At 72.5% G+C, this 25,396-nt stretch carries 20 protein-coding genes and 1 pseudogene; 9 read left to right on the top strand and 12 right to left on the bottom strand.

Annotated elements, in window-relative coordinates; genetic code table 11:
- The first annotated feature begins 76 nt into the window (after positions 1–76).
- Positions 77–2,293, top strand: coding sequence for a terpene synthase family protein (locus AB0F82_RS23115; RefSeq protein ID WP_362630874.1), 2,217 nt, complete (start codon positions 77–79; stop codon positions 2,291–2,293).
- A gap of 80 nt (positions 2,294–2,373) precedes the next feature.
- Here AB0F82_RS23115 and AB0F82_RS23120 read toward each other — a convergent pair whose 3' ends face one another.
- The 7 genes from AB0F82_RS23120 to AB0F82_RS23150 form a co-directional block, all read right to left on the bottom strand.
- Positions 2,374–3,618, bottom strand: coding sequence for a GNAT family N-acetyltransferase (locus tag AB0F82_RS23120; RefSeq protein WP_362630877.1), 1,245 nt, complete (start codon positions 3,616–3,618; stop codon positions 2,374–2,376).
- 137 nt (positions 3,619–3,755) lie between these two features.
- Positions 3,756–4,988, bottom strand: a complete 1,233-nt coding sequence (locus AB0F82_RS23125; RefSeq protein ID WP_362630880.1) for a YncE family protein — start codon at positions 4,986–4,988, stop codon at positions 3,756–3,758.
- 152 nt (positions 4,989–5,140) lie between these two features.
- On the bottom strand, positions 5,141–6,292 hold the full coding sequence (locus AB0F82_RS23130; protein ID WP_362630883.1) for an XdhC family protein: 1,152 nt from the start codon (positions 6,290–6,292) through the stop codon (positions 5,141–5,143).
- Positions 6,293–6,399: 107 nt separating this feature from the next.
- The gene (locus AB0F82_RS23135) at positions 6,400–7,863 is read right to left on the bottom strand and encodes an NCS2 family permease (protein ID WP_362630886.1); all 1,464 of its coding nucleotides are present in this window, start codon (positions 7,861–7,863) and stop codon (positions 6,400–6,402) included.
- A 324-nt stretch (positions 7,864–8,187) separates the two neighbouring features.
- Positions 8,188–10,587, bottom strand: a complete 2,400-nt coding sequence (pucD, locus tag AB0F82_RS23140) for a xanthine dehydrogenase subunit D (protein ID WP_362630888.1) — start codon at positions 10,585–10,587, stop codon at positions 8,188–8,190.
- 2 nt (positions 10,588–10,589) lie between these two features.
- Positions 10,590–11,189: a (2Fe-2S)-binding protein gene (locus AB0F82_RS23145; protein ID WP_356814146.1), complete on the bottom strand. Its 600-nt coding sequence runs from the start codon at positions 11,187–11,189 to the stop codon at positions 10,590–10,592.
- A 2-nt stretch (positions 11,190–11,191) separates the two neighbouring features.
- Positions 11,192–12,085 carry an FAD binding domain-containing protein gene (locus AB0F82_RS23150; RefSeq protein WP_356814147.1) on the bottom strand — a complete coding sequence of 298 codons (894 nt, stop codon included), beginning with the start codon at positions 12,083–12,085 and terminating at the stop codon, positions 11,192–11,194.
- 253 nt (positions 12,086–12,338) lie between these two features.
- Between AB0F82_RS23150 and AB0F82_RS23155 the strand changes: the two genes are divergently transcribed.
- Both AB0F82_RS23155 and AB0F82_RS23160 read left to right on the top strand, forming a co-directional pair.
- Positions 12,339–14,018, top strand: a complete 1,680-nt coding sequence (locus AB0F82_RS23155; protein ID WP_362630892.1) for a PucR family transcriptional regulator — start codon at positions 12,339–12,341, stop codon at positions 14,016–14,018.
- A 180-nt stretch (positions 14,019–14,198) separates the two neighbouring features.
- Entirely contained in the window at positions 14,199–14,987 is a 789-nt protein-coding gene (locus AB0F82_RS23160) for a hypothetical protein (protein ID WP_362630951.1), read from the top strand.
- 182 nt (positions 14,988–15,169) lie between these two features.
- Here AB0F82_RS23160 and AB0F82_RS23165 read toward each other — a convergent pair whose 3' ends face one another.
- Complete coding sequence (locus AB0F82_RS23165) at positions 15,170–15,865, bottom strand: GntR family transcriptional regulator (protein WP_436842136.1); 696 nt, start codon at positions 15,863–15,865, stop codon at positions 15,170–15,172.
- Positions 15,866–15,958: 93 nt separating this feature from the next.
- Here AB0F82_RS23165 and AB0F82_RS23170 point away from each other — a divergent pair, with 93 nt between their 5' ends.
- Entirely contained in the window at positions 15,959–16,819 is an 861-nt protein-coding gene (locus AB0F82_RS23170; RefSeq protein WP_362630897.1) for a (2Fe-2S)-binding protein, read from the top strand.
- 198 nt (positions 16,820–17,017) lie between these two features.
- The gene (locus AB0F82_RS23175) at positions 17,018–18,076 is read left to right on the top strand and encodes a DUF2637 domain-containing protein (RefSeq protein WP_362630900.1); all 1,059 of its coding nucleotides are present in this window, start codon (positions 17,018–17,020) and stop codon (positions 18,074–18,076) included.
- A gap of 43 nt (positions 18,077–18,119) precedes the next feature.
- Here AB0F82_RS23175 and AB0F82_RS23180 read toward each other — a convergent pair whose 3' ends face one another.
- From AB0F82_RS23180 to AB0F82_RS23195, 4 genes are all read right to left on the bottom strand, one after another.
- Entirely contained in the window at positions 18,120–18,677 is a 558-nt protein-coding gene (locus AB0F82_RS23180; protein WP_362630903.1) for an ATP-binding protein, read from the bottom strand.
- A gap of 31 nt (positions 18,678–18,708) precedes the next feature.
- Positions 18,709–20,451 (bottom strand): pyruvate dehydrogenase, encoded by a 1,743-nt coding sequence (locus tag AB0F82_RS23185; protein WP_362630906.1) that lies wholly within the window; start codon positions 20,449–20,451, stop codon positions 18,709–18,711.
- Between the two features lie 28 nt (positions 20,452–20,479).
- A complete protein-coding gene (locus AB0F82_RS23190) occupies positions 20,480–22,351 on the bottom strand; it encodes a protein phosphatase 2C domain-containing protein (RefSeq protein WP_362630909.1) in 1,872 nt (623 codons plus the stop codon).
- A gap of 100 nt (positions 22,352–22,451) precedes the next feature.
- Positions 22,452–22,646: a hypothetical protein gene (locus tag AB0F82_RS23195; protein WP_362630911.1), complete on the bottom strand. Its 195-nt coding sequence runs from the start codon at positions 22,644–22,646 to the stop codon at positions 22,452–22,454.
- 447 nt (positions 22,647–23,093) lie between these two features.
- Between AB0F82_RS23195 and AB0F82_RS23200 the strand changes: the two genes are divergently transcribed.
- From AB0F82_RS23200 to AB0F82_RS23215, 4 genes and pseudogenes are all read left to right on the top strand, one after another.
- The gene (locus tag AB0F82_RS23200) at positions 23,094–24,074 is read left to right on the top strand and encodes a helix-turn-helix domain-containing protein (protein ID WP_362630913.1); all 981 of its coding nucleotides are present in this window, start codon (positions 23,094–23,096) and stop codon (positions 24,072–24,074) included.
- Between the two features lie 24 nt (positions 24,075–24,098).
- Positions 24,099–24,329 (top strand): annotated as a pseudogene (locus tag AB0F82_RS23205) (DUF456 family protein); the annotation flags it as partial.
- Positions 24,330–24,407: 78 nt separating this feature from the next.
- Positions 24,408–25,025, top strand: coding sequence for a GNAT family N-acetyltransferase (locus AB0F82_RS23210; RefSeq protein ID WP_362630953.1), 618 nt, complete (start codon positions 24,408–24,410; stop codon positions 25,023–25,025).
- A 142-nt stretch (positions 25,026–25,167) separates the two neighbouring features.
- On the top strand, positions 25,168–25,323 hold the full coding sequence (locus AB0F82_RS23215; protein ID WP_362630916.1) for a hypothetical protein: 156 nt from the start codon (positions 25,168–25,170) through the stop codon (positions 25,321–25,323).
- Positions 25,324–25,396 lie beyond the last annotated feature (73 nt).

Raw genomic sequence — 25,396 nt, forward strand, 5'->3', positions numbered from 1 at the left:
CGGGTAGGGCCCTGCTGATCTCTTGCGGGGGCCGGGCCACCGGCCCCCGCACCTTTGACGAAGGGCCTGCCCCGCCGTGACGCAGCCGTTCCAACTGCCGGACTTCTACGTGCCGTACCCGGCGCGGCTGAACCCCCACCTGGAGGAGGCGCGGACCCACACCAAGCAGTGGGCGCGCGATTTCGCGATGCTGGAGGGTTCCGGCGTCTGGGGGGAGAGCGACCTCGACTCGCACGACTATGCGCTGCTCTGCTCGTACACCCACCCCGACTGCGACGCCGAGGTGTTGTCGCTGGTCACCGACTGGTACGTGTGGGTGTTCTTCTTCGACGACCACTTCCTGGAGACCTTCAAGCGCTCCCAGGACCGCGACGGCGCCAAGGCCTACCTCGACCGGCTGGCCGCCTTCATGCCGATGGACCTCGCCTGCGGCTTCCCCGAGCCCACCAACCCCGTGGAGGCCGGCCTCGCCGACCTGTGGCGGCGAACCGTTCCCTCGATGTCCGCCGACTGGCGGGAACGGTTCTCCCTGTCCACGAAGAACCTCCTCGACGAGTCGATGTGGGAGCTCGCCAACATCGGCATCGGACGGGTGGCCAACCCCCTCGAATACATCGAGATGCGCCGCAAGGTGGGCGGCGCCCCCTGGTCGGCCGGCCTCGTCGAGTACGTCGCCGGCGAGGTCCCCGCGCGCGTCGCGCACTCGCGCCCCCTCGGCGTGCTGCGGGACGCCTTCTCGGACGCGGTCCACATCCGCAACGACCTGTTCTCCTACGAGCGGGAGGTCACCGACGAGGGCGAACTCTCCAACGCCGTTCTGGTCCTGGAGACTTTCCTCGGCTGCACCACCCAGGAGGCCGCGGAGGTCTCCAACGACCTGCTGACCTCCCGCCTCCAGCAGTTCGAGCAGACCGCCCTGTGCGAACTGCCGCAGCTGTTCTCAGACTTCGCCCTGGAGCCCGCCGAGATCGCGGCCGTCCTCGCCTACACCAAAGGCCTCCAGGACTGGCAGTCCGGCGGCCACGAATGGCACATGGTCTCCAGCCGCTACATGAACAAGGAGGCCAGGGCGACCGCCCCGCTCACCCTGCCCTTCATGCCGTCCGGGCCGGGCACCAGCGCCCTCGACCTGCGGTCCGTGTTCACGCGGCGCTCGATGGAGCTGCGCCGACGCTCCTTCACCCACGTCCCCTTCGAACGCACCGGGCCCTCCGTGATCCCGGAGATCTACATGCCCCACCGGCTCTCCTTGAGCGCTCATCTGGCGCACGCGCGCGAGGAGTCGGTGGCCTGGGCCTGGCGCACGGGCCTGCTGGAGCCGCAGCCGGGCGATCCCGGTTCCACGATCTGGACCGAGGAGAAGCTGCGCGGCTACGACTTCGCGCTCTGCTCGGCCGGGCTCGACCCGGACGCCACGCCCGCCGAACTCACTCTCAGCGCCTGCTGGCTGACCTGGGGCACGTACGGCGACGACTACTACCCGGTGGTCTTTGCGGGAACCAAGGACCTGGCGGCGGCCAAGGCGGCCACGGCCCGGCTGATCGCCATGATCCCCGTCGACCACGCCGCGCAGCCGCAGCCGGCCACCGCGATGGAGCGCGGGCTGGCCGACCTGTGGGTGCGCACCAGTGCCGCCATGCCGGTGGAGCAGCGCACCGAGTTCCGGGCGACGCTGGTGGAGATGCTGGAGAGCTGGCTCTGGGAGGTGGACAACGCGGTCCACCACCGCATCCCGGACCCCGTGGACTACGCGGAGATGCGACGGCGCACCTTCGGCAGCCGCCTCACCATGTACCTGTGCCGGCTCGGCCACCAGGGCCGGGGCGTTCCCGAGGAGATCTACGCCTCGGGGACCATCCGCTCACTGGAGAACGCGGTCGCCGACGCGGCCTGCCTGATCAACGACATCTACTCCTATCAGAAGGAGGTGGAGTTCGAGGGTGAGGTCCACAACCACATCCTGGTCACGCGGAACTTCTTCGACATCGGCTACCCGGAGGCCCTGCACATCTGCCACGCGCTGATGACCCAGCGCACGGAGGAGTTCGAGCACATCGCGGCGAACCAGCTGCCGCTGCTCTACGACGACTGGAAGCTCGGCGCCGAGGCCCGGACCGCCCTGGACACGTACGTGCAGGAGCTGCGGGACTGGCACGCCGGCATCCTCAACTGGCACGCGGAGTGCCGCCGTTACCGGCCGGAGGACCTGCGCCGGCCCGACGGTGGCCTGTCCGCGGCGGTCCTCGGCGCCGGCTTCGGCATGGCGGCCGCCAGGCTCTCCCTGCCCGCGTGAGCCGGGCGGTGGGGGCGGACCCGCCCGCCCCCACCGCCGAGCCGCGCCCCGCCCGCCGCCCGCCGCCCGCCGCCCGCCGCCTAGAACTCGTCGGCTGTGTGCGGCAGTACGGGCGTGCGCAGGGCGTCGTCCAGGGCCGCCGCCGCCCCGGGCGTGTGCTCCTGCACCAGACCGGCCGCGACGAGGTCGGTGACCCTGGTCCCGCCCAGGTAGCAGGCGGCCAGTTCGCGCACGTCGAGGGCCAGATCGGCGGCGCCGTCCGCGTGCCCGTACGTCGCCCCGTCCGGCCCCGCCTTGAGCCGGAACCGCCCGGCGTTGTCGGGCAGCCGTACGTCATGCACCTCCAGCACCAGTTCCACCGGCGCTGCCCAGGACCGCGCGGTCAGCGCCGCGCGTACGTCGACCAGGCGCAGCCACAGCGCCGGGAACTGGGCGGTGACCCGCACCTGGTCCCGGTCGGCGGCGAAGTGCAGCAGCGGGTCGTCGGCCGGGCGGCCCCACGCGGAGACCTTTCCCGTGAGGTCGACGGCGGCCACGCACTCCCACAGGGCGGCGGCGACCGCCGGGGTGTCCGCCTCCAGCTCGTCGACCCGAACCAGGCCGGTGGTGCGGGCGGCGGTCCCCGCGGCCTCGCCGGCGGACTCGGGCTTCGTGCGGTAGAGGACGTACCCGGCGACGGGTTCGCCCGGTTCCCCCAGGACGATGATCCGGGGCGGACTCAACTCCTCATCCTCCTCGTCCTGTTCGGCGAGCCACTCCTCGCGCCAGCGCTCGGGACTGCGGCTGGGCCGGCCGGCCCGTCCGGCGCGGGCCGCCTCGTGGTGGGGGCCGATCACGTCGACGGCCTCGTCCGGGTCGACGAGCCGCAGCGGGCGCGGGTCCGGGTCGATGCGCAGGGCCAGCGGCCGAGTGGAGTCGATCTCGATGGTGGCGCCGGTGGTGGCTCCGCCGTAGCCGAAGCGGCCGTAGATGGCGGCCTCGGAGGCCCAGAGGGCGGCGATCGGGCGGCCGGTGTCGGTGGCGCGCCGCATCATCTGCGTCATCAGCCCGGTCAGCACGCCGCGGCGCCGGTGGGTGGGCGCGACGCAGACGAAGGTGAGCCCGGGGCAGGGCAGGTCCGCCCCGGGCACGGAGAGCCGGAAGTCGTGCGCGGCCATGAAGCCGACCAGGGCGTCCCCGTCGTAGGCGCCGATCCGGTCGCAGCGCGCGAGCAGCGCGTGGTGCCGCTCGCGGGCCTCCTTCTCGGGCCGGTCGTGGAAGACCAGGTAGGCGAGTTCCAGGGCGCGGTCGATGTCGGCCTCGGGTACCTCACGGATGTCCACCATGATCGGGAGACTAATCGGTCATCGAGGACCAGTCAGCCCATATTTGCTTGATCTGCGGGTTCGGCCGGTTTCCGCGCCTTGGTCCGAGGAATCAGCGGCCGACCGGGCGCCTGGCCAACGGCCGCCCGGTGGCCGGGCTACCGGGCGGCCGGACCGGCCCAGGAGGCCGGGACGCGGCCGAGCCGGACGCGCTGGGGGTGGTCCCCGACGGGTACGGACACCCGCTTGGCGCCGGTGGCGAAGTCGATGGCCGTCACCTGGTCGGTGCCGCTCTCGGAGATCACGCAGGCCGTCCCGTCACCGCTGACCGTGGCCCAGTAGGGCTTGGAAGCGGGAACGAGCGGCCCCTCGGCGAGGGTGGCGCGGTCCACGACCGTCGCGTAGTCGTCCATGGTGCCCGCGATGCACAGCTTCGCCCCGTCGGGGCTCATCGACATGCCGTGGTGCCGGGAGTCGTTGACCCAGGTGGTGCGGTCGGTGCTGGTGGCCGGGGCGGCGGGGAGGTCCTTGAGGCGGGTGATCCGGTCCGAGGCCACGTCGTACTCCAGGAAGCCGCCGAAGAAGGACACCTGGAAGTAGAGCTTCGACTCGTCGGGGCTGAAGGACACGGGGCGCACGGAGTCGGACAGGTCCTTGCGGCCGAAGGCGTCCAGCCGCTCCCGCATGTCGATCACCCGGACCGTGCGGAAATTCTGCGCGTCGACCACGGTGATCTTCCGGTCGCCCTTCGTCCAGTCGAGCCAGGGCGCGTCGAGGGCCGTGTTCACCTCGCCGATGGAGCTGTTCCACAGGTAGCGGCCGTCACGGGTGAAGGTGTTCTCGTGCGGCTTGTCGCCGGTACGGAAGGAGCCGGTCTGCCGCCCGGTGGCGATGTCCAGGACGTGAACGGTGTTGGAGGTGGAGGCGGAGACGGCGATGCGGGTCCCGTCCGGGGAGACCGCCATGTGGTCGGAGCGGAAACCGGAGACCGGGAAGCGCCAGTTGATCCGCCCGGAGGCCAGGTCGATGGAGACGACGTCGGCGAAGCTGGGGCGGGAGACGACGACCGCCGAGCCGTCCGGGGTGGTGAACATGTCGTCGACGAACTGGTCGTGGCCCTCGCCGGCGCTCTCCCGGATGCCGAGGAAGAAGGCGAGCCTGACCGGGTTGAGGTAGATCTCGTGGAGGCGCTCGCTCTTGTCGGGGATCACGTTGATCCGGCCGACCTTGGCGAAATCGCCGGTGGAGGCGAGGACGTCTGCCGTCCCCTCCCAGTTGTTGCCCACGAACAGCACCTCGCGCAGCCCGCCGGCCGCGGCGGGCGGGGCCGGCGGAGCGGCCGGGGCGGGCGTGAAGGCGGTCAGGAGGGCGGCCGCCGCCAGCACGCCCATTGTTCGTACGGTACGCAACATCCGCTCAACTCCGGTGTCAGGAAAGGACGGAGAGCGCACCCTCCGATTACCGGCGGGTAAAATAGGGGGAACGCCGAAAGGGCGCAACCCTCACGGGGAGCGCCCTTTTCTCACCTTCCGCCGTCACCCCTTCAAGCGACGGAGCCGATCCTGTCGATCACCGTGGTCGCGATGTCCGGGTGGATCGGGATGTGCGCGCCCGTGAGGGCCACGCCACTGCCGCCGCGGCGGTTCGCGACGATCTCGGCGGCGATGGACAGCGCGGTCTCCTCCGGGGAGCGGGCGCCGAGGTCCAGGCCGATCGGGGAGCGCAGCCGGGCCAGCTCGATCTCGGTGACACCGACGTCGCGCAGCCGCTTGTTGCGGTCCTCGTGGGTGCGGCGGGAGCCCATGGCGCCGACGTAGGCGACGGGCAGCTTGAGGGCCAGTTCCAGGAGCGGGACGTCGAACTTGGCGTCGTGGGTGAGCACGCACAGGACGGTCCGGCCGTCCACCCCGGTGCTCTCCAGGTAGCGGTGCGGCCAGTCCACGACGATCTCGTCGGCCTCGGGGAAACGGTTCTTCGTCGCGAAGACGGGCCGCGCGTCGCAGACGGTCACCCGGTAGCCGAGGAACTTGCCGATCCGCACGAGCGCGGAGGCGAAGTCGATGGCGCCGAAGACGATCATCCGCGGCGGCGGGACGCTGGACTCGACCAGCACCTTCAGCGGCTCTCCGCAGAGCCTGCCGTCGGCGCCGATCTCCAGCACGCCGGTCCGGCCGGCGTCGAGCATGGCGCGGGCCTCCTCGGCGATGGTGCGGTCCAGCTCCGGGTGTCCGCCGAGGCCGCCCCCGAAGGGGCCCTCCGTGCGGACGAGCACGGCGCGGCCCATCAGCTCGGCCGGCCCCTCGGCGATCCGGGCCAGCGCGGCGGCCTCACCGCGGGAGGCGGCGGCCAGCGCGGCCTCGAAGACCGCGCGTGAGGAAGAGCCCACGGGGACCGGGGTGACGAGGATGTCGATGATCCCGCCGCAGGTCAGACCCACGGCGAAAGCATCGTCGTCGCTGTAGCCGAAGCGCTCGCGGACGGTCTCGCCGTCCTGAAGCGACTGCCGGCACAGCTCGTACACCGCACCCTCCACGCATCCGCCGGAGACCGAGCCGATGGCCGTGCCCTCGCTGTCGACGGCGAGAGCGGCCCCGGGCTGCCGGGGTGCGCTGCCGCCCACCGCCACGACCGTGGCGACGGCGAAGTCACGTCCCTGCTCGACCCACCGGTTCAGCTCTTCGGCGATGTCCAGCATGTGCGGCCTCCTCGGAGGATTCGGTTCCAGTATGGGATACGTGGAGGGTGCGGGTGCTGCCGTGCACGACCGGCGGGGCCGGGGCGTACGGGCGGTACTACGGGGGGTCAGCCGACCCCGAGCCAGCTCTCGATCGGGTGGAGGGCGAAGAAGATCAGAAAGATTCCCGTCAGCGCCCACATGAAGGCGCCGATCTCCCGGGCCTTGCCCTGAGCGATCTTGATGGCGACGTAGGAGATGACGCCCGCGGCGACACCTGCGGTGATCGAGTAGGTGAACGGCATGATCACAACCGTCAGGAAGACGGGGATCGCGGTGGAGGCGTCCGCCCAGTCCACGTGGCGGGCGTTCTGCATCATCATCGCGCCGATGACGACCAGGGCCGCGGAGGCGACCTCACCCGGGACGATCTGCGTGATCGGGGTGAAGAAGAGGCAGGCGGCGAAGAACAGGCCGGTGACGACGGAGGCGAGACCCGTACGGGCACCCTCACCGACGCCCGTGGCGGACTCGACGAAGACGGTCTGGCCGGAGCCACCCGTGACGCCACCGATGGCGCCACCGGCGCCGTCGATGAACAGGGCCTTGGACAGACCCGGCATCCGGCCCTTGTCGTCGGCCAGCTTGGCCTCGGTGCCGACACCGATGATGGTGGCCATCGCGTCGAAGAAGCCGGCGAGCACCAGGGTGAAGACGATCATGCCGACCGTCATGTAGCCGACGTCGCCCCAGCCGCCGAAGGAGACCTCGCCGAAGAGCGAGAAGTCCGGCATCGAGATCGCGGAGCCGTCCAGCTCCGGCGGGCCGTTCTTCCAAGCCTTGGGGTCGATGTCCACGACGGCGTTGAGGATCGCGGCCAGGACGGTGCCGCCCACGATGCCGATCAGGATGGCGCCGGGCACCTTGCGGGCCTGGAGCATGAAGATGGCGATCAGGGTGATGGCGAAGAGCAGGACGGGCCAGCCGGACAGCTCACCTGTGGCGCCGAGCTGGACGGGCGGCATGAACTCCGCGCCGTTGCCGACGAAGCCGGCCTTCACGAAGCCGATCAGGGCGACGAAGAGGCCGATGCCCATGGTGATGGCATGCTTGAGCGCGAGGGGGATCGCATTCATGATCATCTCTCGGAGGCCGGTGACGACCAGGAGACAGATCACGACGCCGTAGACCACGCACATGCCCATGGCCTGCGGCCAGGTCATCTGGGGAGCCACCTGCGAGGCGAGCACACCGGACACGGAGAGTCCGGCGGCGAGCGCCAGCGGGACCTTGCCGACGAAGCCCATGAGCAGCGTGGTCACGGCGGCGGCGAAGGCCGTCGCCGTGATGATCGCCGAACCGTCCATGGTGGTTCCGGCGACGTCCTTGCCCGACAGGAGCAGGGGGTTGAGCAGGAGGATGTACGCCATGGCCATGAAGGTCGTGATACCGCCACGAACCTCGTTGCCGACGTTGGATCCTCTGTGGGTTATATGAAAGTAGCGGTCGAGCCAAGACTTGCCGGCGGGGTTCAGAGAGCCGTCGCCGGCTTCCTCCGCGGTGGTCTTGGGCTCCACAGACGACTGGGTCATGGTGCCTAACTCCCAAGGTTCAAAGGGGCACCCGCTTGGGGATTGGAGATGCGGGATTTGGGATGCTGCGTTTGGCTGCACGACCCGGGGTGACGGCCCGAGGCGACGCGAATGTTCACTGCGTGTACTGCGGGTAGTGCGGGGTGACCGCTTGTACTACATGGGGGTTTTCGCAGGGGTACTGCCGGCCGAAGGTGACCGCGAGCGGTGCGGTGCTTCGTGTACTCCGGGCGGTGCGGCGGTGAAGTGTGACGTTCCCGAGTCACACCGCCCGGAGGGTCCGAGGGGTCCGGGGGCCTCGCGGCCCCCGGACCGGAGTCCGTCCTAGAGGGTCCCGGTAAGGGCTTCCGGACGGATCGGGGTCTTGTTGAGCTCCAGCCCGGTCGCCTGCCGGATCGCCGCGAGGACGGCCGGGGTGGACGACAGGGTCGGGGCCTCGCCCAGACCGCGAAGGCCGTACGGCGCGTTCGGGTCGGCGAGCTCCAGGACGTCGACCGGGATGGTCGGGGTGTCGAGGATGGTCGGGATCAGGTAGTCCGTGAAGGAGGGGTTGCGCACCTTCGCGGTCTTCGGGTCCACGATGATCTCCTCCATGACCGCCACGCCGAGGCCCTGGGTGGTACCACCCTGGATCTGGCCGACCACGGAGAGCATGTTGAGGGCCTTGCCCACGTCCTGGGCGGTCGCCAGCTCGACGACCTTGACCAGGCCTAGCTCGGTGTCCACCTCGACGACCGCGCGGTGCGCGGCGAAGGTGTACTGGACGTGGCCGTCGCCCTGGCCGGTCTTCAGGTCGAAGGCGACCGTCGGACGGTGGCGGAACTCCAGCTCGAGGTCGATCGCCTCGCCCTCCAGGATGTCGGCGATGTCCGCGAGGACCTCACCGCCGTCGGTGACGACCTTGCCCCCCTCCAGGAGCAGCTCCGCGTGGGCCCAGGCCGGGTGGTAGGAGCCGTTCTTGCGGCGGCCCATCTCCAGCAGCGCCTCGCGGACGTGCTCGCAGGTGTTCTTCACGGCGCCACCGGTCATGTACGTCTGCCGCGAGGCGGACGTGGAACCGGCGGAGCCGACCTGCGTGTCGGCCGGGTGGATGGTCACCTGCGTGACGCCCAGCTCCGTACGGGCGATCTGCGCGTGGACGGTGACACCGCCCTGGCCGACCTCCGCCATGGCCGTGTGGACCATCGCGACGGGCTCGCCGTTGATGACCTCCAGGCGCACGCGGGCGGTGGAGTAGTCGTCGAAGCCCTCGGAGAAACCGACGTTCTTGATGCCGACCGCGTAGCCGACGCCGCGGACGACGCCCTCGCCGTGGGTGGTGTTCGACAGGCCGCCCGGCAGCGCGCGGACGTCCGCGCCCTCGCCGGCGGTCTCCCACTGCCGCTCCGGCGGCAGCGGGCGGGCCTTGACCCGGCGCAGCAGCTCCGCCACCGGCGCCGGGGAGTCCACGACCTGGCCGGTGGGCATGATCGTGCCCATCTCCATGGCGTTCAGCTGGCGGAACTCGACCGGGTCCATGCCCAGCTTCGCCGCGAGCTTGTCCATCTGGGCCTCGTACGCGAAGCAGGCCTGGACGGCGCCGAAGCCGCGCATCGCGCCGCAGGGCGGGTTGTTGGTGTAGAGCGCGATCGCCTCGATGTCGACGTCGTCGACGACGTACGGGCCGACGGACAGGGAGGACGCGTTGCCGACGACGGCCGGGGAGGCCGAGGCATAGGCACCGCCGTCGAGCACGATCCTGCACTTCATGTGCGTGATCTTGCCGTCCTTGGTGGCGCCGTGCTCGTACCAGAGCTTCGCCGGGTGGCGGTGCACGTGGCCGAAGAAGGACTCGAAGCGGTTGTAGACGATCTTGACCGGCTTGTTGGTCGCGAGGGCCAGCAGGCAGGCGTGGATCTGCATCGAGATGTCCTCGCGGCCACCGAAGGCACCGCCGACGCCGGAGAGCGTCATGCGTACCTTCTCCGGCGGCAGGCCCAGGACCGGGGCGATCTGCTGGAGGTCCGAGTGCAGCCACTGCGTGGCGACGTAGAGGTCGACACCGCCGTCCTCGGACGGCACGGCCAGGCCGGACTCCGGGCCGAGGAAGGCCTGGTCCTGCATGCCGAAGGTGTACTCGCCCTCGACGATGACGTCGGCGCGCTTGCGGGCCTCCTCCACGTTGCCGCGGATGATCGGCTGGCGGTGCACGATGTTGGGGTGCGGGACGTGACCGGAGTGGTGGTCGTCGCGGCCCTCGTGGATCAGCGGCGCGTCGGCGGCCAGGGCCGAGGCCTCGTCCGTGACGAGCGGCAGCTCCCGGTAGTCGATCTTGATCTTGGCGGCCGCGCGGCGGGCGGTCTCCGGGTGGTCGGCGGCCACGAGGGCCACCGGCTCACCGTGGTGGCGTACCCGGCCGTTGGCGAGGACCGGGGTGTCCTGGATCTCCAGGCCGTAGTTCTTCATCTCGGCCGGCAGGTCGTCGTAGGTGAGGACCGAGTAGACGCCCGGCAAGGCAAGCGCCTCGGAGATGTCGATGGAGACGATCTCGGCGTGGGCGACGGTGCTGCGCAGGGTCTGGCCCCACAGCATGTCCTCGTGCCACATGTCCGAGGAGTACGCGAACTCACCGGTGACCTTGAGGGTGCCGTCCGGGCGGAGCGTGGACTCGCCGATGCCCCCCTTGTTGTGCTTCTGGGTGACGTTCGTCGGCGTACCGGAGGGCACGGTGCGAGTGTTGGCCATGATCAGACAGCCTCTCCCTGACGGGCGGCCGCGAGGCGGACCGCGTCGAGGATCTTCTCGTAGCCCGTGCAGCGGCAGAGGTTGCCGGACAGGGCCTCACGGATGTCCTGGTCGGACGGGTCGGAGTTCTGCTCCAGGAGCGCGTCGGCCTGCACGAGCAGACCCGGGGTGCAGAAACCGCACTGGACGGCGCCGGCGTCGATGAACGCCTGCTGGATGTTGGAGAGCACGGCGCCCTCGCCGGTCTGCGAGTCGGTGCCCTTGGCGGACCACTGCCTGGCCTCGTCCGTGGACACGCCCTTGCCGCCGCCGCACGCGCCGGTGCCGCAGCCGTGGCCGTGCTCCTCGCGCTGCTTGGCGAAGTCGGCCAGGCCCTCGACGGTCACGACGTCGCGACCCTCGACCTGGCCGGCGGCCACCAGACAGGAACAGACCGGCACGCCGTCGAGGCGGACGGTGCAGGAACCGCACTCGCCCTGCTCGCACGCGTTCTTCGAGCCGGGCAGACCCAGGCGCTCACGCAGCACGTAGAGGAGGGACTCGCCCTCCCAGACGTCGTCGGCTTCCTGCTGACGACCGTTGACGGTGAAATTGACGCGCATGATTACGCAGCCCCTTCAAGCGAGCGGCCGTTCGTGCCGCGGTACTGCTCCCAGGTCCAGACGAGCTGGCGGCGAGCGAGGATGCCAACCGCGTGACGGCGGTACTTCGCCGTGCCACGGACGTCGTCGATCGGGTTGCACGCGGCGGAGGCGAGCTCACCGAACTGCTTGGCGATCGACGGGGTGATGACCTTGCCGTTGTCCCAGAAGCCGCCCTCTTCGAGCGCGGCGTTGAGGAACTCCTCGGCGGCCTTGGCCCGGACCGGGGTCGGGGCGGCCGAACCGATGCCCGTACGCACGGTGCGGGTGTCGGGGTGCAGGGCGAGGCCGAAGCCGCACACCGCGATGACCATCGCGTTGCGGGTGCCGACCTTCGAGTACTGCTGGGGGCCCGTGGCGTTCTTGATGTGGACCGACTTGATGAGCTCGTCGGCGGCCAGCGCGTTGCGCTTGACGCCGGTGTAGAACTCGTCGATCGGGATCATGCGCGAGCCGCGTACGGACTCGACCTCGACCTCGCAGCCCGCGGCCAGGAGGGCGGGGTGGGAGTCGCCGGCGGGCGAGGCGCAACCGAGGTTGCCGCCGACACCGCCGCGGTTGCGGATCTGCGGGGACGCGACCGTGTGCGAGGCGAGCGCGAGACCCGGCAGCGTGGTCCGCAGGTTCTCCATGATCTGGGTGTACGGGACGGAGGCGCCGAGCTCGGTGACCTCCTCGCCCACCTCCCACTCCCGCAGCAGCTCGATGCGGTTGAGGTCAAGGAGGTACTCCGGACGGCGGTGGTCGAAGTTGATCTCGACCATGATGTCGGTGCCACCCGCAATCGGCACAGCTGTGGGGAACTCGGCCTTAGCGGCGAGCGCCTCCTCCCAGCTGGCGGGGCGAAGGAAGTCCATGTCGGCTCTCTTCTTCTTAATCGGGTCGTTCACTTCAAGCCAGGAGGCCTGAGGGCCCTCGACTGGTCGTTCACGTGCTGTTAACGCGGTGTGGACTCAGTACACAAGCCGCCCGTCCCCCGGGTGCAGTCACCGAAACCATGAAGGAGTTGGCTGACGGCCTCCCTCGTCTTGTAGATTCGTATGAAAGGCAGGATGCGACGACCTGCCCGATTTCCAACGGCAACATTCGAGACAGATCGGCGGCGACATCATGCGGCTGCGCGCACTGCTGGAGACCGAGGCGCTGGGGCTGCGGCTGCTCGGCGGCGAGGACGAACTCGACCGTACGGTCCGCGGGGTCATGACGACCGACCTGCGCGATCCCAGCCGGTACCTGTCCGGGGGCGAGCTCGTCCTCACCGGGCTGGCCTGGAGGCGAAATTCAGCCGACTCCGAGCCGTTCGTACGAATCCTCGCGAGCGCCGGTGTCGCGGGCCTCGCCGCGGGCGAGGCGGAGCTGGGTGCCATCCCGGACGACCTCGTATCGGCCTGCCTGCGCAACCGGCTGCCGCTGTTCGCCGTGAACGAGGACGTTGCATTCGCCACGATCACCGAGTACGTCGTACGGCAGGTCTCGGGCGAGCGCGCCGGGGACCTGGCGGCCGTCGTGGACCGGCACCGCCGCCTGATGACGTCGGGTCCGGCGGGTGGCGGCCCCGACGTGGTGCTGGATCTCCTCACCACCGACCTCGACCTCCGGGCCTGGGTGCTGTCCCCCACCGGCCGGCAGATCGCCGGGGCGGGCGAGCCGCTGGCGCCGGGTATCTGTGCGGCCCTGGCGGGCGAGCACCTCGCGGCGGTCCGGACGGGCCGCAGAGGACCGCACCGGATCTCCATCCAGGGTATTACCTACTCGCTCTTCCCGATCAGGGGACACGGTCGCGGGGCGGCCGGTCCGACCGCCCGTGACGTGCGCGAAACGGTGCTCTCCGACTGGCTGCTGGCCGTCGAGGCGGACGCGGGCGACTGGCCGGCCGAGCGCCTGGACCTGCTCCAGGGCGTCACCCAGCTGATCGCCGTGGAGCGCGACCGGCGCGACGCCGCACGTACCGTGCGCCGCCGCCTCGCACAAGAGGTCCTGGAACTGGTCCAGACGGGTGCCGCGCCGGCCGAGATCGCCGCCCGCCTGCGGGTGGCGGCCCCGGTGCTGCTGCCCGGGCTGGGCGCCGCCCCGCACTGGCAGGTCGTCGTGGCACGGGTGGACTGGGAGAACGGGGACATCCCCGGCGGCCCGGTGGCCCAGTCGCTGCTGGAGGAGATCCTCGTCGACCCGTCGGTCTCGGGACCGGAGCCGTCCGACCGGATCGCGGTGGCCCACGCGGGTGACGAGGCCATCGCGCTCGTGCCGCTGCCCTCGCTCGCCGGGGACGCCGGCGAGGACAAGGGCCCTGCCACGGCCCTGCACGCCGACGAGCTGCTCGCGGTAGTACGCGAACCCCTGGCGGCCGGCCTGGCCGACGACGGCCGGCTCACCCTGGGCGTCAGCGCGGCCGTGCACTCCGCCGAGGGGCTGCGCGGGGCGCTGGAGGAGGCCCGGCACGCCCGCAGGGTCGCGGCGGCCCGTCCGGGCCGGGTCTGCGCGGCGGGCCACCACGAACTGGCCTCGCACGTGCTGCTGCTGCCGTTCGTCCCGGACGACGTGCGCCGCGCGTTCACGGCCCGGCTGCTGGACCCGCTGCGGGACTACGACCGGCGCCACCGGGCGGAGCTCATCCCGACCCTGGAGGCCTTCCTGGACTGCGACGGCTCCTGGACCCGCTGCGCGACGCGGTTGCACCTGCACGTCAACACGCTGCGCTACCGTGTCGGGCGAATCGAGCAGTTGACGGCGCGGGACCTTTCCCGGCTGGAGGACAAGCTCGACTTCTTCCTGGCACTGCGCATGAGCTGAGGAGATCCTCTCCGCCACCGGCCGCGGGATGGCCGGCGGCGCTGATGATCCGTCCGGACTTTGTGAAAGAGTTCACCCGACCCCTTGGCCGGAGCCTGCGATCCGTGCTCTCATTTCGCCCCAGGGCTCAACCATGTGCTGCTTGATTGCTTCGGGGAGGGCAATGTGGCGGATACCGCCATGTCGGGTGCCGGGTCTACCGGGGGAGACGACCCCCTCCAGCGGGCGATATGGCGGCTGCGCTCGCGCGGCTGTTGGACCGACGCGGCGGCCCTGCTGACGCCTCACGTCGGCAAGGCCGGCCAGGCGGCCGCCGCCGTGCAGCGCACCGCGCTGCTGGTCGAACGGTGCCTGTTCACCGGCCAGGGCTGGGCCGAGGCCGAGGACGCGCTGAGGGTCGCCGAGGCGGTCGCCCAGGACGACGACGACCGGGGCGCGGCGGCGTGCGAGCGGGGCCACCTGGCCTACGCCGCGACCGTGCTCGGCGTACGCGACCGGGCCGACGAGGCCCGTTCCGCGCTGGGCCGGGCCGCGGCCCTGCTGTCACCGGGCTCCCGGACCCGTCCGCTGCTGGACTTCCGCCGCGGCCTGGTCGCCGAGCACCTGGCGGACGCGCCGCAGTCGGCGCGGCCGGCGTACCACCGCGCCCACGCGGGGGCCGAGGCCCACGGCGACACCCTGCTGTTGTCCTTCACCTGGCGGCACCTGGCGGCGCTGGCCCTGCGGGACGGCGAGGTCGCCGAGGCCCGCAAGGGCTTTGCGGAGTCGCTGCGGATCCGGGAGGACCTGGGCTTCCTGATCGGTACCGCCCCGGCGCTGGCGGCACTGGCCGAGGCCGAGCCGGAACCGGAGGCCACCCGCCTGCGCGCGGAGGCCCGCCGCCTGTTCCACCTCCTGGGCGGCATCCCGACCTGGCTGGCGGACCAGCTCCACCCCGCCCCGTCGCCCGCCCCGTCGCCTGCGGCGTAGCCCGGCCCACTCCGCTCCCGCGCCTCGACGACTGTCCGGCGCTTCAGGTGTGGACCCCCGCACAACCGGCCCTGCCGGAGTTCGGGGCCCGGGCCCGGGGGCCAGGAGCGTAGCCGGGCGCAACGCGTTCGAGGACCGGGTCCGGGCGGGCCCGGTCCTGGAGTCGCTGAGCCCCGCAGGCGTCAGGCGCCGGCGAAGTGTTCTCGGACCAGGGCTTCGACCACCGGGAGGTCCCGCGCGATCAGCGCCTCCAGCAGCGCAGAGTGCTCGGCCGCGTCGGCGACGAGATCGGCCCGCCGGACCCGCGGAGCGCCCGGCAGGGGCCACTGGGACCGGCGGTGGAGTTCCTCCGCCACGTGCACCAGCTGGTCGTTGCCCGCCAGCCGCAGCACCGCCCGGTGGAAGGCCCGGTCCGCCTCCGCGTACCCCGGCAGGTCGCCCGCCGCGGCCGCCTCGGCCGTGGCGGCCGCGGCCGGGCGCAGGGCCTGCCAGTCGGCTTCCGGCACGGTCCGGGCCAGCCGCAGCATGACGGGCACTTCGAGCAGGGCCCGGACCTCCGCCAGGTCGGCGAGTTCCCGCGCGGTGCGCGACAGCACGCGGAAGCCACGGTTCGGCAGGCATTCCACCGCTCCCTCGACGGCCAGCTGCTGCATCGCCTCGCGCACAGGGGTGGCGGAGACCCCGAAGCGCTCCCCCAGCGCCGGGCCCGAGTAGATCTCCCCCGGCACCAGCTCGCCGTCGACCAGGGCGGCGCGCAGCGCGTCCAAGACCTGCCCGCGCACCGAATGGCGCAACACCTTCCGCCTTTGTGCCGGTACCCGGGCGTGGGCCGTTTCGTGCACTCGGTCCTCCTCCGGGTTTCGACCTGTCCAGAGAATAGGTGAAGCGCCACGCAACGGGTGGGTGCGGACCGACCACAATCAGGTAAGGTAAGGCTTACCTGTTAACGATCGTGTGATCGGTGGCCCGTCATGACCGTCTCGGCCCTCCCGCCTGTCGCCCCTGCCCCGCCCGGCTCCGCGGTGGCGGACGCGTACGCCCGGCTGGCGGAAGCGTACGGCGGCCTGCGGGTCGTCGAGCGGGCCGCGCACGAACCCTCCCCTCGCGGTGCGGGGTGGGTCGGCGCGGACGAGCTGGCGGCCGGCGGGGCCGCCCTCGACGCCTTCCTCGCCTCGGACGACGCCCAGGTCCTGAGGGACTACGGCACCCGGGCGCGGCCCGATGTGGTCGCGAGCTTCGGGCTGCACCGGTACGCGTGGCCCGCCTGCCTGCTGATCACGCTGCCGTGGTTCCTCGACCGGCGGGTCCCCCGGCTCCCGGTCTCCGAGGTCGCCTTCCACCGGACCCTCGGCCGGATGGCCGTGCACGTCGAAAGCTTCGCCTGCCTGCCGGACGACCCGGCGGCCGCCCTCCCCGGGGCCCGGGTCGTGCCCGACGAGGAGGCGCTGCGCGAAGAGGTGCGGGCTGCGGTGGCCCAGCACCTCGAACCCGTGCTGGAAGGTTTCGGCCCGCGCATGCGGCGCGGCCGCCGCGCCCTGTGGGGCATGGTGACCGACGAGGTCGTCGAGAGCCTCTGGTACGTCGGCCACCTGCTCGGCGAGGAGCGGCGGACGATGGCCGAACTGGAGGCACTGCTCCCCGGCTCGACGGCTCCGTACACCGGGGGCGCCGGCTTCCGCACGCTCTCGGGCCCCGACGGCCGGGAGCTGCCCACCCGGGACCGGGCCAGCTGCTGCTTCTTCTACACGATCCGGCCCGAGGACACCTGTGTCACCTGCCCCCGCACCTGCGACGCGGACCGCATCACCCGCCTGACGGCGGACGCCGCCTAACCCACCCGTAGCGGTGGCCGTAATCGAACACAACTCGACCCATACGGGCGCCAGTTCGAGATACAACACCCTATCCGGCGGGCCGCGCCCCCCAATGGCGTCCACTTGCCCCGAAACCCGCGTGCACCGCGCACCGGCTACGCCACTATGGCGCCCGGAAAGCCGCACAGCCGCATACGCGAGGCAAGGGACATCCGCATGAGACTGACCGACATATCGCTGGACTGGCTGCTGCCCGGCAGCCTGCTGATCCTGGGCGTACTTGCGGCGGTTGCGGTATTGGCACGGGGCAAGCGCGAGAGCGAGAAGGCCGCGGCCGACGACAGCTGGGAGCGCAGCGAGGAGCGGCGGCGGCGCAAGGAGGCCGTCTACGGGACGGCCTCGTACGTCCTGCTCTTCTGCTGCGCGGCGGTGGCCGCCGCGCTCTCCTTCCACGGACTGGTCGGCTTCGGCCGGCAGAACCTCAACCTCTCCGGGGGCTGGGAGTACCTGGTGCCCTTCGGCCTCGACGGCGCCGCCATGTTCTGTTCGGTGCTCGCCGTCCGCGAGGCCAGCCACGGCGACGCGGCCCTCGGTTCGCGCATGCTGGTCTGGCTGTTCGCGGGCGCGGCCGCCTGGTTCAACTGGGTGCACGCTCCGCGCGGTCTGGGTCACGACGGCGCTCCGCAGTTCTTCGCGGGGATGTCCCTCTCGGCGGCCGTCCTGTTCGACCGCGCCCTCAAGCAGACCCGCCGGGCGGCGCTGCGCGAACAGGGGCTGATTCCGCGGCCGTTGCCGCAGATCCGGATGGTCCGCTGGCTGCGGGCCCCCCGGGAGACCTTCGGCGCGTGGTCCCTCATGCTGCTGGAGGGGGTGCGCACCCTCGACGAGGCCGTGGACGAGGTGCGCGAGGACAAGAAGGAGCGGGAGCAGGACCGGCACCGCAGGCGCGACCAGAACCGGCTCGACCGGGCGCGCATCAAGGCGCTGGGCCGGCAGAACCGGGCGTTCGGGCGGTCCCGCGGCCGCCAGGTCGAGCTTCCGGAACTGACGCAGGGAGCGGGCTCCGCGCCGGTCGGCGCGGAGCCGGCCATACCGGATTCGGGACAGCTGCCGCTACGCCGCCGGCCCTCACTGCAGGCCGTCAACCACACCGAATCCACTGACGTGACCGGCGCCCGGACGGTGGACCTCACCGCCGAGGACGACACCCAGACCATTCCCCGGCTGGACTCGCTGGAGCGCAAACTGAAGGACCTGGAGCAGCAGTTCGGCTGACCGGTCCCGACGTGAAGGGGACACCCCCGCAGGGCCCGCCGGTTCAGGCGGGCCCTGCGGCGTACGGGGCTTCGCGGCGCCCGTCGAGTTCGAACCACACCACCTTGCCGGCACCCAGGGCGAGCGCGTCCACGCCCCAGTCGTCGGCCAGCGCCTCCACCAGCACCAGGCCCCGGCCGTGCGTACCGTCGTCGGCGGTCGGTACGTACGGCCGGGGCCGGCGTGCGGCGTGGTCGCGGACCTCCACCCGTAACCGGGCGGCGGTGAGGCTCGCGGACACCTCGGCGCCGCGGTCGGTGTGGACGAGCGCGTTCGTGACGATTTCCGTGATCAGCAGTTCGGCCACGTCCGTGGCCTCGGTCCGGCACCGGTGGCGCATCAGCTCCCTGAGGGCCCGCCGGACTTCGCCCACCGCCTTCAGGTCGGCGCGGCGCACGCTCCGGCTGATGCGCACGGTGTCCACCGCTTCCCCGTCCTCGGCCGTGGAGGGTTCGCGCGGTACCGGCGCCCCTCTCCTCCACAGCTTCCCCGTCTTCGCCCCCACCCGCACGGCGGTGTCCCTCCCGTGTCCGTTGCTCTCGAACAGGCCTACGGGATGCATGCCCTCCGGGCGGATCCGCACTCCTGCGGGCTTACGGGCGGGGCACGTTGCGGAGGTTGGATCGAGCCATCTGGATCATCCGTCCCACCCCGCCGTCGAGCACGATCTTGCTGGCGGACAGTGCGAATCCGGTCACCATTTCGGCGCTGATCCTCGGTGGGATCGACAGGGCGTTGGGGTCGGTCACCACGTCCACCAGAGCGGGTCCGCGATGCCGGAAAGCGTCCTTCAAAGCACCGGTGAGCTGCTTGGGCTTCTCCACGCGGACCCCGTAGGCGCCCGCCGCGCGGGCGATCGCGGCGAAGTCCGGGTTCTTGTTCTCCGTCCCGTAGGAGGGAAGGCCGGAAACCAGCATCTCCAACTCGACCATGCCGAGCGATGAGTTGTTGAAGAGGACCACTTTGACGGGCAGGTCGTACTGCACCAGGGTGAGGAAATCTCCCATCAGCATGGAGAAACCGCCGTCACCCGACATCGACACCACTTGACGGCCGCGGTCGGTGAACTGTGCGCCGATCGCCTGGGGGAGGGCGTTGGCCATCGAGCCGTGGCTGAACGACCCGATGATGCGCCGCTTGCCGTTCGGGGAAAGATAGCGTGCCGCCCACACATTGCACATGCCCGTGTCGACCGTGAACACCGCGTCCTCGTCGGCCAGTTCGTCGAGGACGGAGGCCACGTACTCGGGGTGGATCGGCGTGTGCTTCTCGACCTTGCGGGTGTAGGCCTTCACCACCCCCTCCAGGGCGTCCGCGTGCTTCTTCAGCATCCGGTCCAGGAAGCGGCGGTCCGTCTTGGTCCTCACCCGCGCGTTCAGGGCGCGCAGGGTCTCCCGTGCGTCTCCCCACACGGCGAGGTCCAGCTGGGAGCGCCGTCCGAGGTGTTCGGGGCGGATGTCCACCTGGACGATCTTCACGTCGTCGGGCAGGAAGGCGTTGTACGGGAAGTCCGTGCCGAGCAGGATCAGCAGGTCGCACTCGTGGGTGGCCTCGTAGGCCGCGCCGTAGCCGAGCAGCCCGCTCATGCCGACGTCGTAGGGGTTGTCGTACTGGATCCACTCCTTGCCGCGCAGGGCGTGCCCGACCGGGGCCTTGACCCGTTCGGCGAACTCCATCACCTCGGCGTGCGCCCCGGCCGTGCCGCTGCCGCAGAAGAGCGTGACCCGGTCGGCCTCGTCGACGAGGCGGACCAGCTTCTCGATCTCGCCGTCGCCGGGGCGCACCGTCGGCCGGGCGGTGACGAGGGCGTGCTCCACCGCCTTCTCCGGGGCGGGCTGGGAGGCGATGTCCCCGGGCAGCGCGACCACGCTGACCCCGCTGCGGCCGATGGCGTGCTGCACGGCGGTCTGCAGCAGCCGGGGCATCTGCTGCGGGTTGGAGATCAGCTCGCTGTAGTGGCTGCACTCGCGGAAGAGCTGGTCGGGGTGGGTCTCCTGGAAGTAGCCGAGGCCGATTTCACTGGAGGGGATGTGCGAGGCCAGCGCGAGGACCGGTGCCATCGAGCGCTGGGCGTCGTACAGCCCGTTGATCAGGTGCAGGTTCCCCGGGCCGCAGGATCCGGCGCAGGCGGCGAGGCGGCCGGTGATCTGGGCCTCGGCGCCCGCCGCGAAGGCGGCCGTCTCCTCGTGGCGGACCTGGATCCACTCGATGTCACCGGTCCGGCGGATCGCGTCCACCACGGGGTTGAGGCTGTCGCCGACCACCCCGTACATACGGCGCACGCCGGCGCGCACGAGGATGTCGACGAACTGTTCCGCCACGTTCTGCTTCGCCATGCCTCCCATCCAGCCATGCCCGCGCCGGTTACGCCTCCCAGACTGCGGCGGCCGTGCGGTCGTCGGCGTAGCCCTTGAGGCGGAGCTGGGTGTCCGCGAGGAACGCGGCGAGGCCGGGCGGCTCCGGCTCGCCCCAGCGGGCGGCGAGCTCCGCCTGGAGGGCGGCCTCCTCCCGCATCGGCTCCGCCAGGCCGCCGGAGCACAGGAGCAGGGTGTCCCCGGGCCTGGCCACGGAGGCCCGGAAGCGGAAGGGGCTGCCGGGCTCCCCGGGCGCCTCGTCGGCTCCGTCGGCGGGGGCGGGGGTCGGCGCGGGTGCGGCCGGAGCGGCGGGAACGGCCGGTTCCAGGTCCTGCCATTGGCCCGAGCGGAGCCGGAAGAGTCCGCCCGCGCCGGAGCCGAAGCACACCCGGGTACGGCATTCGGGGTCCACCGGCAGCAGCAGTCCGCGCAGTCCCGCCGTGTACTCCTCCTCCGCGAGCCCCAGCTCTGCGGCGCGGGCCCGCAGGCGCCCGTAGCCCCGGTCGGTGAGCCGCTGCAGGCCCGAGCGCAGGGCGTCTCGGCGGCCGGCCCGGATGTCGTCGGCCAGCCGGCCCTGGCTGCGGCCGACGGCCGCGGCGACCGTGCGGCACAGGTCGGCGGCGGCCTCGGCGGCGCCGGGCGCGGCCCGGTCCCCGCCGGCGAGGGCCACCAGGACCAGGGCGTCGTCGCCGCTGCCGAAGCGGGCGGTGAGGAGGAAGTCCCGGCGCATCTCGCCGCGGTAGCGGGCGGAGTCCCCGCGCAGGGAGGCGGCGCGGAGGGTGTAGCCGCCGTAGCGGGCTCCCTCCAGGACGGTGTCCGGGACCAGGCCGTCGAGGGCGGCCGGGTCCGCGGGCGGGAGCCCGCCCGGTTCGGCGGCGTAGGTGGGTGCGCGGTCGCCGAGGTGCCGCACCTCGGGCCGCTGCCGCGGCGCGGTGACGTCCGCGGCGTCCTGGGCGTCCGGCCCGGGTGCGCGTACGGGGGCGGGCGCCGGACCGGGGCGGGGCGCGGGCTGCGGGACCTCCTCGGTGCGGTCTTCCGGGCGCGGCGCCCGGGCGCGCGGGGTGGGCAGCTCCGGGCCGGGCGCCGGCGGCACCTCGACGCCCCCGAGGGCGTAGCCGGTGGCGCCGCCGGTACGGGGATCGCGCGGCTGGGCCCCGTGCCAGGGCGGCGCCGCAGGCGGTGGCGGGCCGTACCGCTCGCCGGGCGGTGCGGCGGCCTCCGCGGTGGGCGGCGCGACCGGCGGTGGCCCGGACGGCGGCGCGGCGGGCGCGCCGGAAGCGACTCCGCGGGCGGGCGGCGGTGCAAACGGCCCGAACCCCGGGCCGGGCGTAGCCCCTTCCGCGCCGGGCGGTGCCGCGGCCTCCGCGGTGGGCGGCGGGACCCGCGGTGGCCCGGCCGGCGCGCCGGGAGCCGCGGCCGGAGGCGGCGGCGGACCGTGCGTCTCGCCGGCCAACGGCACCTGCACCGCCGGCTGGTCGAGCGCACGGTGCGGGGGCTGCGCCGGGGCGCTCCGCTCGGCAGGCGGCGCGGCCGGGGCCGCGGGCAGGCCGTCGGGGGCCGGGCGCGGCGCGGGCACCGGCCCCGCCGCCGGTCGCCGCGGGGGCTCCCGGCGGGCCGCGTCGGGCAGCGGTGGCCGTGCGGGCAGCACGGCGTCCGGCTCCGGTCGCGGGGCCGGCAACGGCCCGCGCCCCGGCCCGGGCCCGAACTCCGCCTCCCGTACCGGCTCCTGCGGCACGGGGGGCGGCGCCTCGGCCGGTTCCGCCGTCAGGCCCGCCGCCGACCGGAACCGGTTGTCGAGGGTGTCCCCCGGGTCGGGTGCCGGCCCCGCGTCCGGGTCCTCGTAGAGCTTCTGCCACCAGTCGTCCGCGCCCTGCTGACTCATGCCCTCATTCTCGGCCTCCGGTGGGGGCCGAAAACGCCGAATGCGCGAAAAGGGTCCACCGGCCGCCGCCCGGTGGACCCTTCCGTCCCGCCCGTACGGATCAGCGGACGTCGTACGCCCGCACGACCGCCTGGATGGCCGTGGGGCCCTTCGCGTCGGTCGGTTCGACCCTCGGCGAGGCCTGGGCGACGGCTCCGAGGGAGCCGGGGGCGAGGGAGCGGTCGGCGTCGCGGGGCGGGGGCGGGGTGCTGCGCGCCACGTTCACGGCTGCGTCGTGGACCGCGATGAGCGGCACCTTCTGGGTGTGGGCGTCGTCGTCGCCCTGCCGGACGAGCCAGTGACGTCGAAGAGTTCGGCCGGCGGCGAGCGCCGCGACTTCGGGGTGCGAGCGGCTGGGAGCCGTCCGCGCGCGGCATCGCGATGGCGGCTGGTGCGGCGGGGCGCTCCGTCGGCCCACTGCTGCGCCGTCGACGGGCCGACGACGGTGACGGCGAGGACGGCCGCTGTGGCCGCCCCGATCGCCGTGCGCGGATATGGTGCGCATCGCTCTCCCCGGTTGAATTCCGGCCAACTGCTGCATTGCACGGCAAAGCTGCCGCGTAAATGGCTTCTGACCTACGGATGTTGGTGCTGCGGTGGCGCAACCTTGGCACAGGGGCGGGGGGTGCGGCGATGATGTCGGCGGCGGGTTTGCGCCGTGGCCGCTTCCCGCCGGGCGTCGTGTCGAAAGGTGGTGGACGGGTTGCTGGGTGCCATAGGCCTGGACGAGGGCCAGGAGTCCGCGTACCGCGCGCTGGTGGCGCTGGGCGCGGCCGAGGTCCCCGACCTCGCGCACCGGCTGACCCTGCCGGTGCCGCAGACCGAACGGGCCTTGCGCCACTTGGAGCGGCACGGGCTGGCGGCGCAGTCCTCGGCGCGGCCGGGGCGCTGGGTGGCGGCCCCGCCGGGGGTGGCGCTCGGGGCCCTGCTGACCCAGCAGCGGCACGAGCTGGAACAGGCGGAGCGGGCGGCGGCGCTGCTGGCGGAGGAGTACCGGGCGGAGGCGGCCGAACGGGCGGTGCACGACCTCGTGGAGGTGGTGCAGGGCGCGAGCGCGGTGGCGCACCGCTTCCACCAGCTCCGACTGGGCGCCGAGAAGGAGGTGTGCGCGCTGGTCAGCGGCCGTCGCCCCCAGGTGGTGAGGGGTACGGACAACGAGGCGGAGGACCGGGCATCGGTGCGCGGGGTCGACCACCGGGTGGTGATCGAGCGGGAGGTGCTGACCCTGCCGAGCGGGATCCGGGAGGCGTCGACGGCGCTGGCCCGGGGCGAGCAGGTCCGGGTGACGGCGGAGGTCCCGACGAGGCTGGTGATAGCGGACCGGACCCTCGCCATGGTCCCGCTGACGGCGCGCGGAGCGGAGCCCGCGGCGCTGGTGGTGCACGCGTCCGGGCTGCTGGAGTCCCTGACGGGGCTGTTCGAGGCGGTGTGGCGGGAGTCGCTGCCGTTGCGGCTGGGGGCGGCAGGTGCGGCGGAGGAGGCCGGGGGCGTCCCCGACGCCACGGATCTGGAGATCCTCTCGCTGCTGCTGGCAGGGATGACGGACGCGAGCGTGGCCAAGCACCTGGAGCTGGGTCTGCGGACGGTGCAGCGGCGGGTCAAGGGCCTGATGGAGCTGTCGGGGGTGACGACCCGGCTGCAGCTGGGCTGGCACGCGTACGAACGTGGCTGGGTGGCCCGGTAGCCACTGGTCGGGCACGCTGGGCGGGTGGACGTGCCGCAGCTGCTCCTGGTGGGTCTGGTGCTGCTGCTCGGGCTGGTCGGGGTACTGGTTCCGGGTGTGCCCGGGACCTGGCTGGTGTGGGCCGGACTGCTGTGGTGGGCGCTGCACGAGCGGTCGGCGCCGGCGTGGTCGCTGCTGGTCGCGGCGACGGCCCTGCTGCTCGTGGTCCAGGCGGTGAAGTGGCAGCTGCCGCCGCGGCGGCCCCGCGGACTTGGCCCTGCCGCCGCTGTACTTCCTGCTGGCGGGCGCCGGCGAGGGGGCCCGCCCCCCAGTCAAGATCATCAAGGGTGCAGAATGACCCGTATGCCCATGACGAACGCTCCGAAGACGGCAACGATCGACGATGCCCGCATGGTCGGCCGCACGCTGGCCGCCGCCTTCGAGGACGACCCGATGATGCGCTGGTTCTTCCCCGACGACGCCTCTCGCGAGGCGGGAATGAGCCGCTACTTCACCACGCTGTTCACCCGGCAGTACGTCCATCACGGCGTGTGCGAGCGCACCGACGCCGCGGCCTCCTTCTGGGTGGCGCCCGAGGGCCGGGCGAAGGCCGTGCCCGACGCGGAGACCGTCCAGGAGCTCCAGGACATCCTCGGCGACCGGGCCGGGCTGTTCCGCGAGGCCGTCGAGGAGGCCGTGCAGCACGCCCCGACCGAGCCGCACTGGTACCTGGCGGTGATCGGCGCCGACCCCGCCGCCCGCGGCCAGGGGCACGGGGCGGCCCTGCTGCGCTCGGGTCTGGCGCAGGCCGACGCGGCGGGCCTGCCGGTGTACCTGGAGTCCTCCAAGCCCGACAACCTGCCCTTCTACGAGCACTTCGGCTTCACCGTGCTCGGGCAAGCGCGGCTCCCCGGAGGCGGCCCGGCCCTGTGGGCGATGCGCCGCGCACCACGCACCCCGGCCGGGGCCTGACACCGCCGCCCGGTGCCGGCCGCCGCCGGCCCGGCACCGGGCACGGCGCCCGGGTTCCCGAGCCGGGGACGGTCCCGGCGAACAGGGCTACGCTCGAAGGCCCTGAGGCCTGCCGCTGTCACCGTCCCGCCGGGGAGCCGCCATGGACACGCCCGCACCGAACACACCCGCCGAGCCGGTGGACGACGCCGGCGAGCCGGCCTGCCTGCTGCACCTCGTCTGCGACGCATGCGGATGCCTCGACCCCGGCCGCGCCACCCCCGACTGCCCCCGGTGCGGCGCCCCGTTCGACCACTAGACCGTTTCCTTCAGACCGCTTCCTCCAGGTCATCGGGGCCGCCGGTCGATGCCGGCGGGCAACGGGCGGCGCC

This window comes from Streptomyces virginiae (genome assembly GCF_040638905.1).
Lineage (GTDB): Bacteria > Actinomycetota > Actinomycetes > Streptomycetales > Streptomycetaceae > Streptomyces > Streptomyces virginiae_B.

Bases quoted from the DNA above. Each gene is read 5' to 3' on its own strand.
- AB0F82_RS23120 (WP_362630877.1), bottom strand. From the start codon at position 3,618: ATGGTGGACATCCGTGAGGTACCCGAGGCCGACATCGACCGCGCCCTG.
- AB0F82_RS23125 (WP_362630880.1), bottom strand. From the start codon at position 4,988: ATGGGCGTGCTGGCGGCGGCCGCCCTCCTGACCGCCTTCACGCCCGCC.
- AB0F82_RS23130 (WP_362630883.1), bottom strand. From the start codon at position 6,292: ATGCTGGACATCGCCGAAGAGCTGAACCGGTGGGTCGAGCAGGGACGT.
- AB0F82_RS23135 (WP_362630886.1), bottom strand. From the start codon at position 7,863: ATGACCCAGTCGTCTGTGGAGCCCAAGACCACCGCGGAGGAAGCCGGC.
- pucD (WP_362630888.1), bottom strand. From the start codon at position 10,587: ATGGCCAACACTCGCACCGTGCCCTCCGGTACGCCGACGAACGTCACC.
- AB0F82_RS23145 (WP_356814146.1), bottom strand. From the start codon at position 11,189: ATGCGCGTCAATTTCACCGTCAACGGTCGTCAGCAGGAAGCCGACGAC.
- AB0F82_RS23150 (WP_356814147.1), bottom strand. From the start codon at position 12,085: ATGGACTTCCTTCGCCCCGCCAGCTGGGAGGAGGCGCTCGCCGCTAAG.
- AB0F82_RS23155 (WP_362630892.1), top strand. From the start codon at position 12,339: ATGCGGCTGCGCGCACTGCTGGAGACCGAGGCGCTGGGGCTGCGGCTG.
- AB0F82_RS23160 (WP_362630951.1), top strand. From the start codon at position 14,199: ATGTCGGGTGCCGGGTCTACCGGGGGAGACGACCCCCTCCAGCGGGCG.
- AB0F82_RS23170 (WP_362630897.1), top strand. From the start codon at position 15,959: ATGACCGTCTCGGCCCTCCCGCCTGTCGCCCCTGCCCCGCCCGGCTCC.
- AB0F82_RS23175 (WP_362630900.1), top strand. From the start codon at position 17,018: ATGAGACTGACCGACATATCGCTGGACTGGCTGCTGCCCGGCAGCCTG.
- AB0F82_RS23180 (WP_362630903.1), bottom strand. From the start codon at position 18,677: ATGCATCCCGTAGGCCTGTTCGAGAGCAACGGACACGGGAGGGACACC.
- AB0F82_RS23185 (WP_362630906.1), bottom strand. From the start codon at position 20,451: ATGGCGAAGCAGAACGTGGCGGAACAGTTCGTCGACATCCTCGTGCGC.
- AB0F82_RS23190 (WP_362630909.1), bottom strand. From the start codon at position 22,351: ATGAGTCAGCAGGGCGCGGACGACTGGTGGCAGAAGCTCTACGAGGAC.
- AB0F82_RS23210 (WP_362630953.1), top strand. From the start codon at position 24,408: ATGACCCGTATGCCCATGACGAACGCTCCGAAGACGGCAACGATCGAC.
- AB0F82_RS23215 (WP_362630916.1), top strand. From the start codon at position 25,168: ATGGACACGCCCGCACCGAACACACCCGCCGAGCCGGTGGACGACGCC.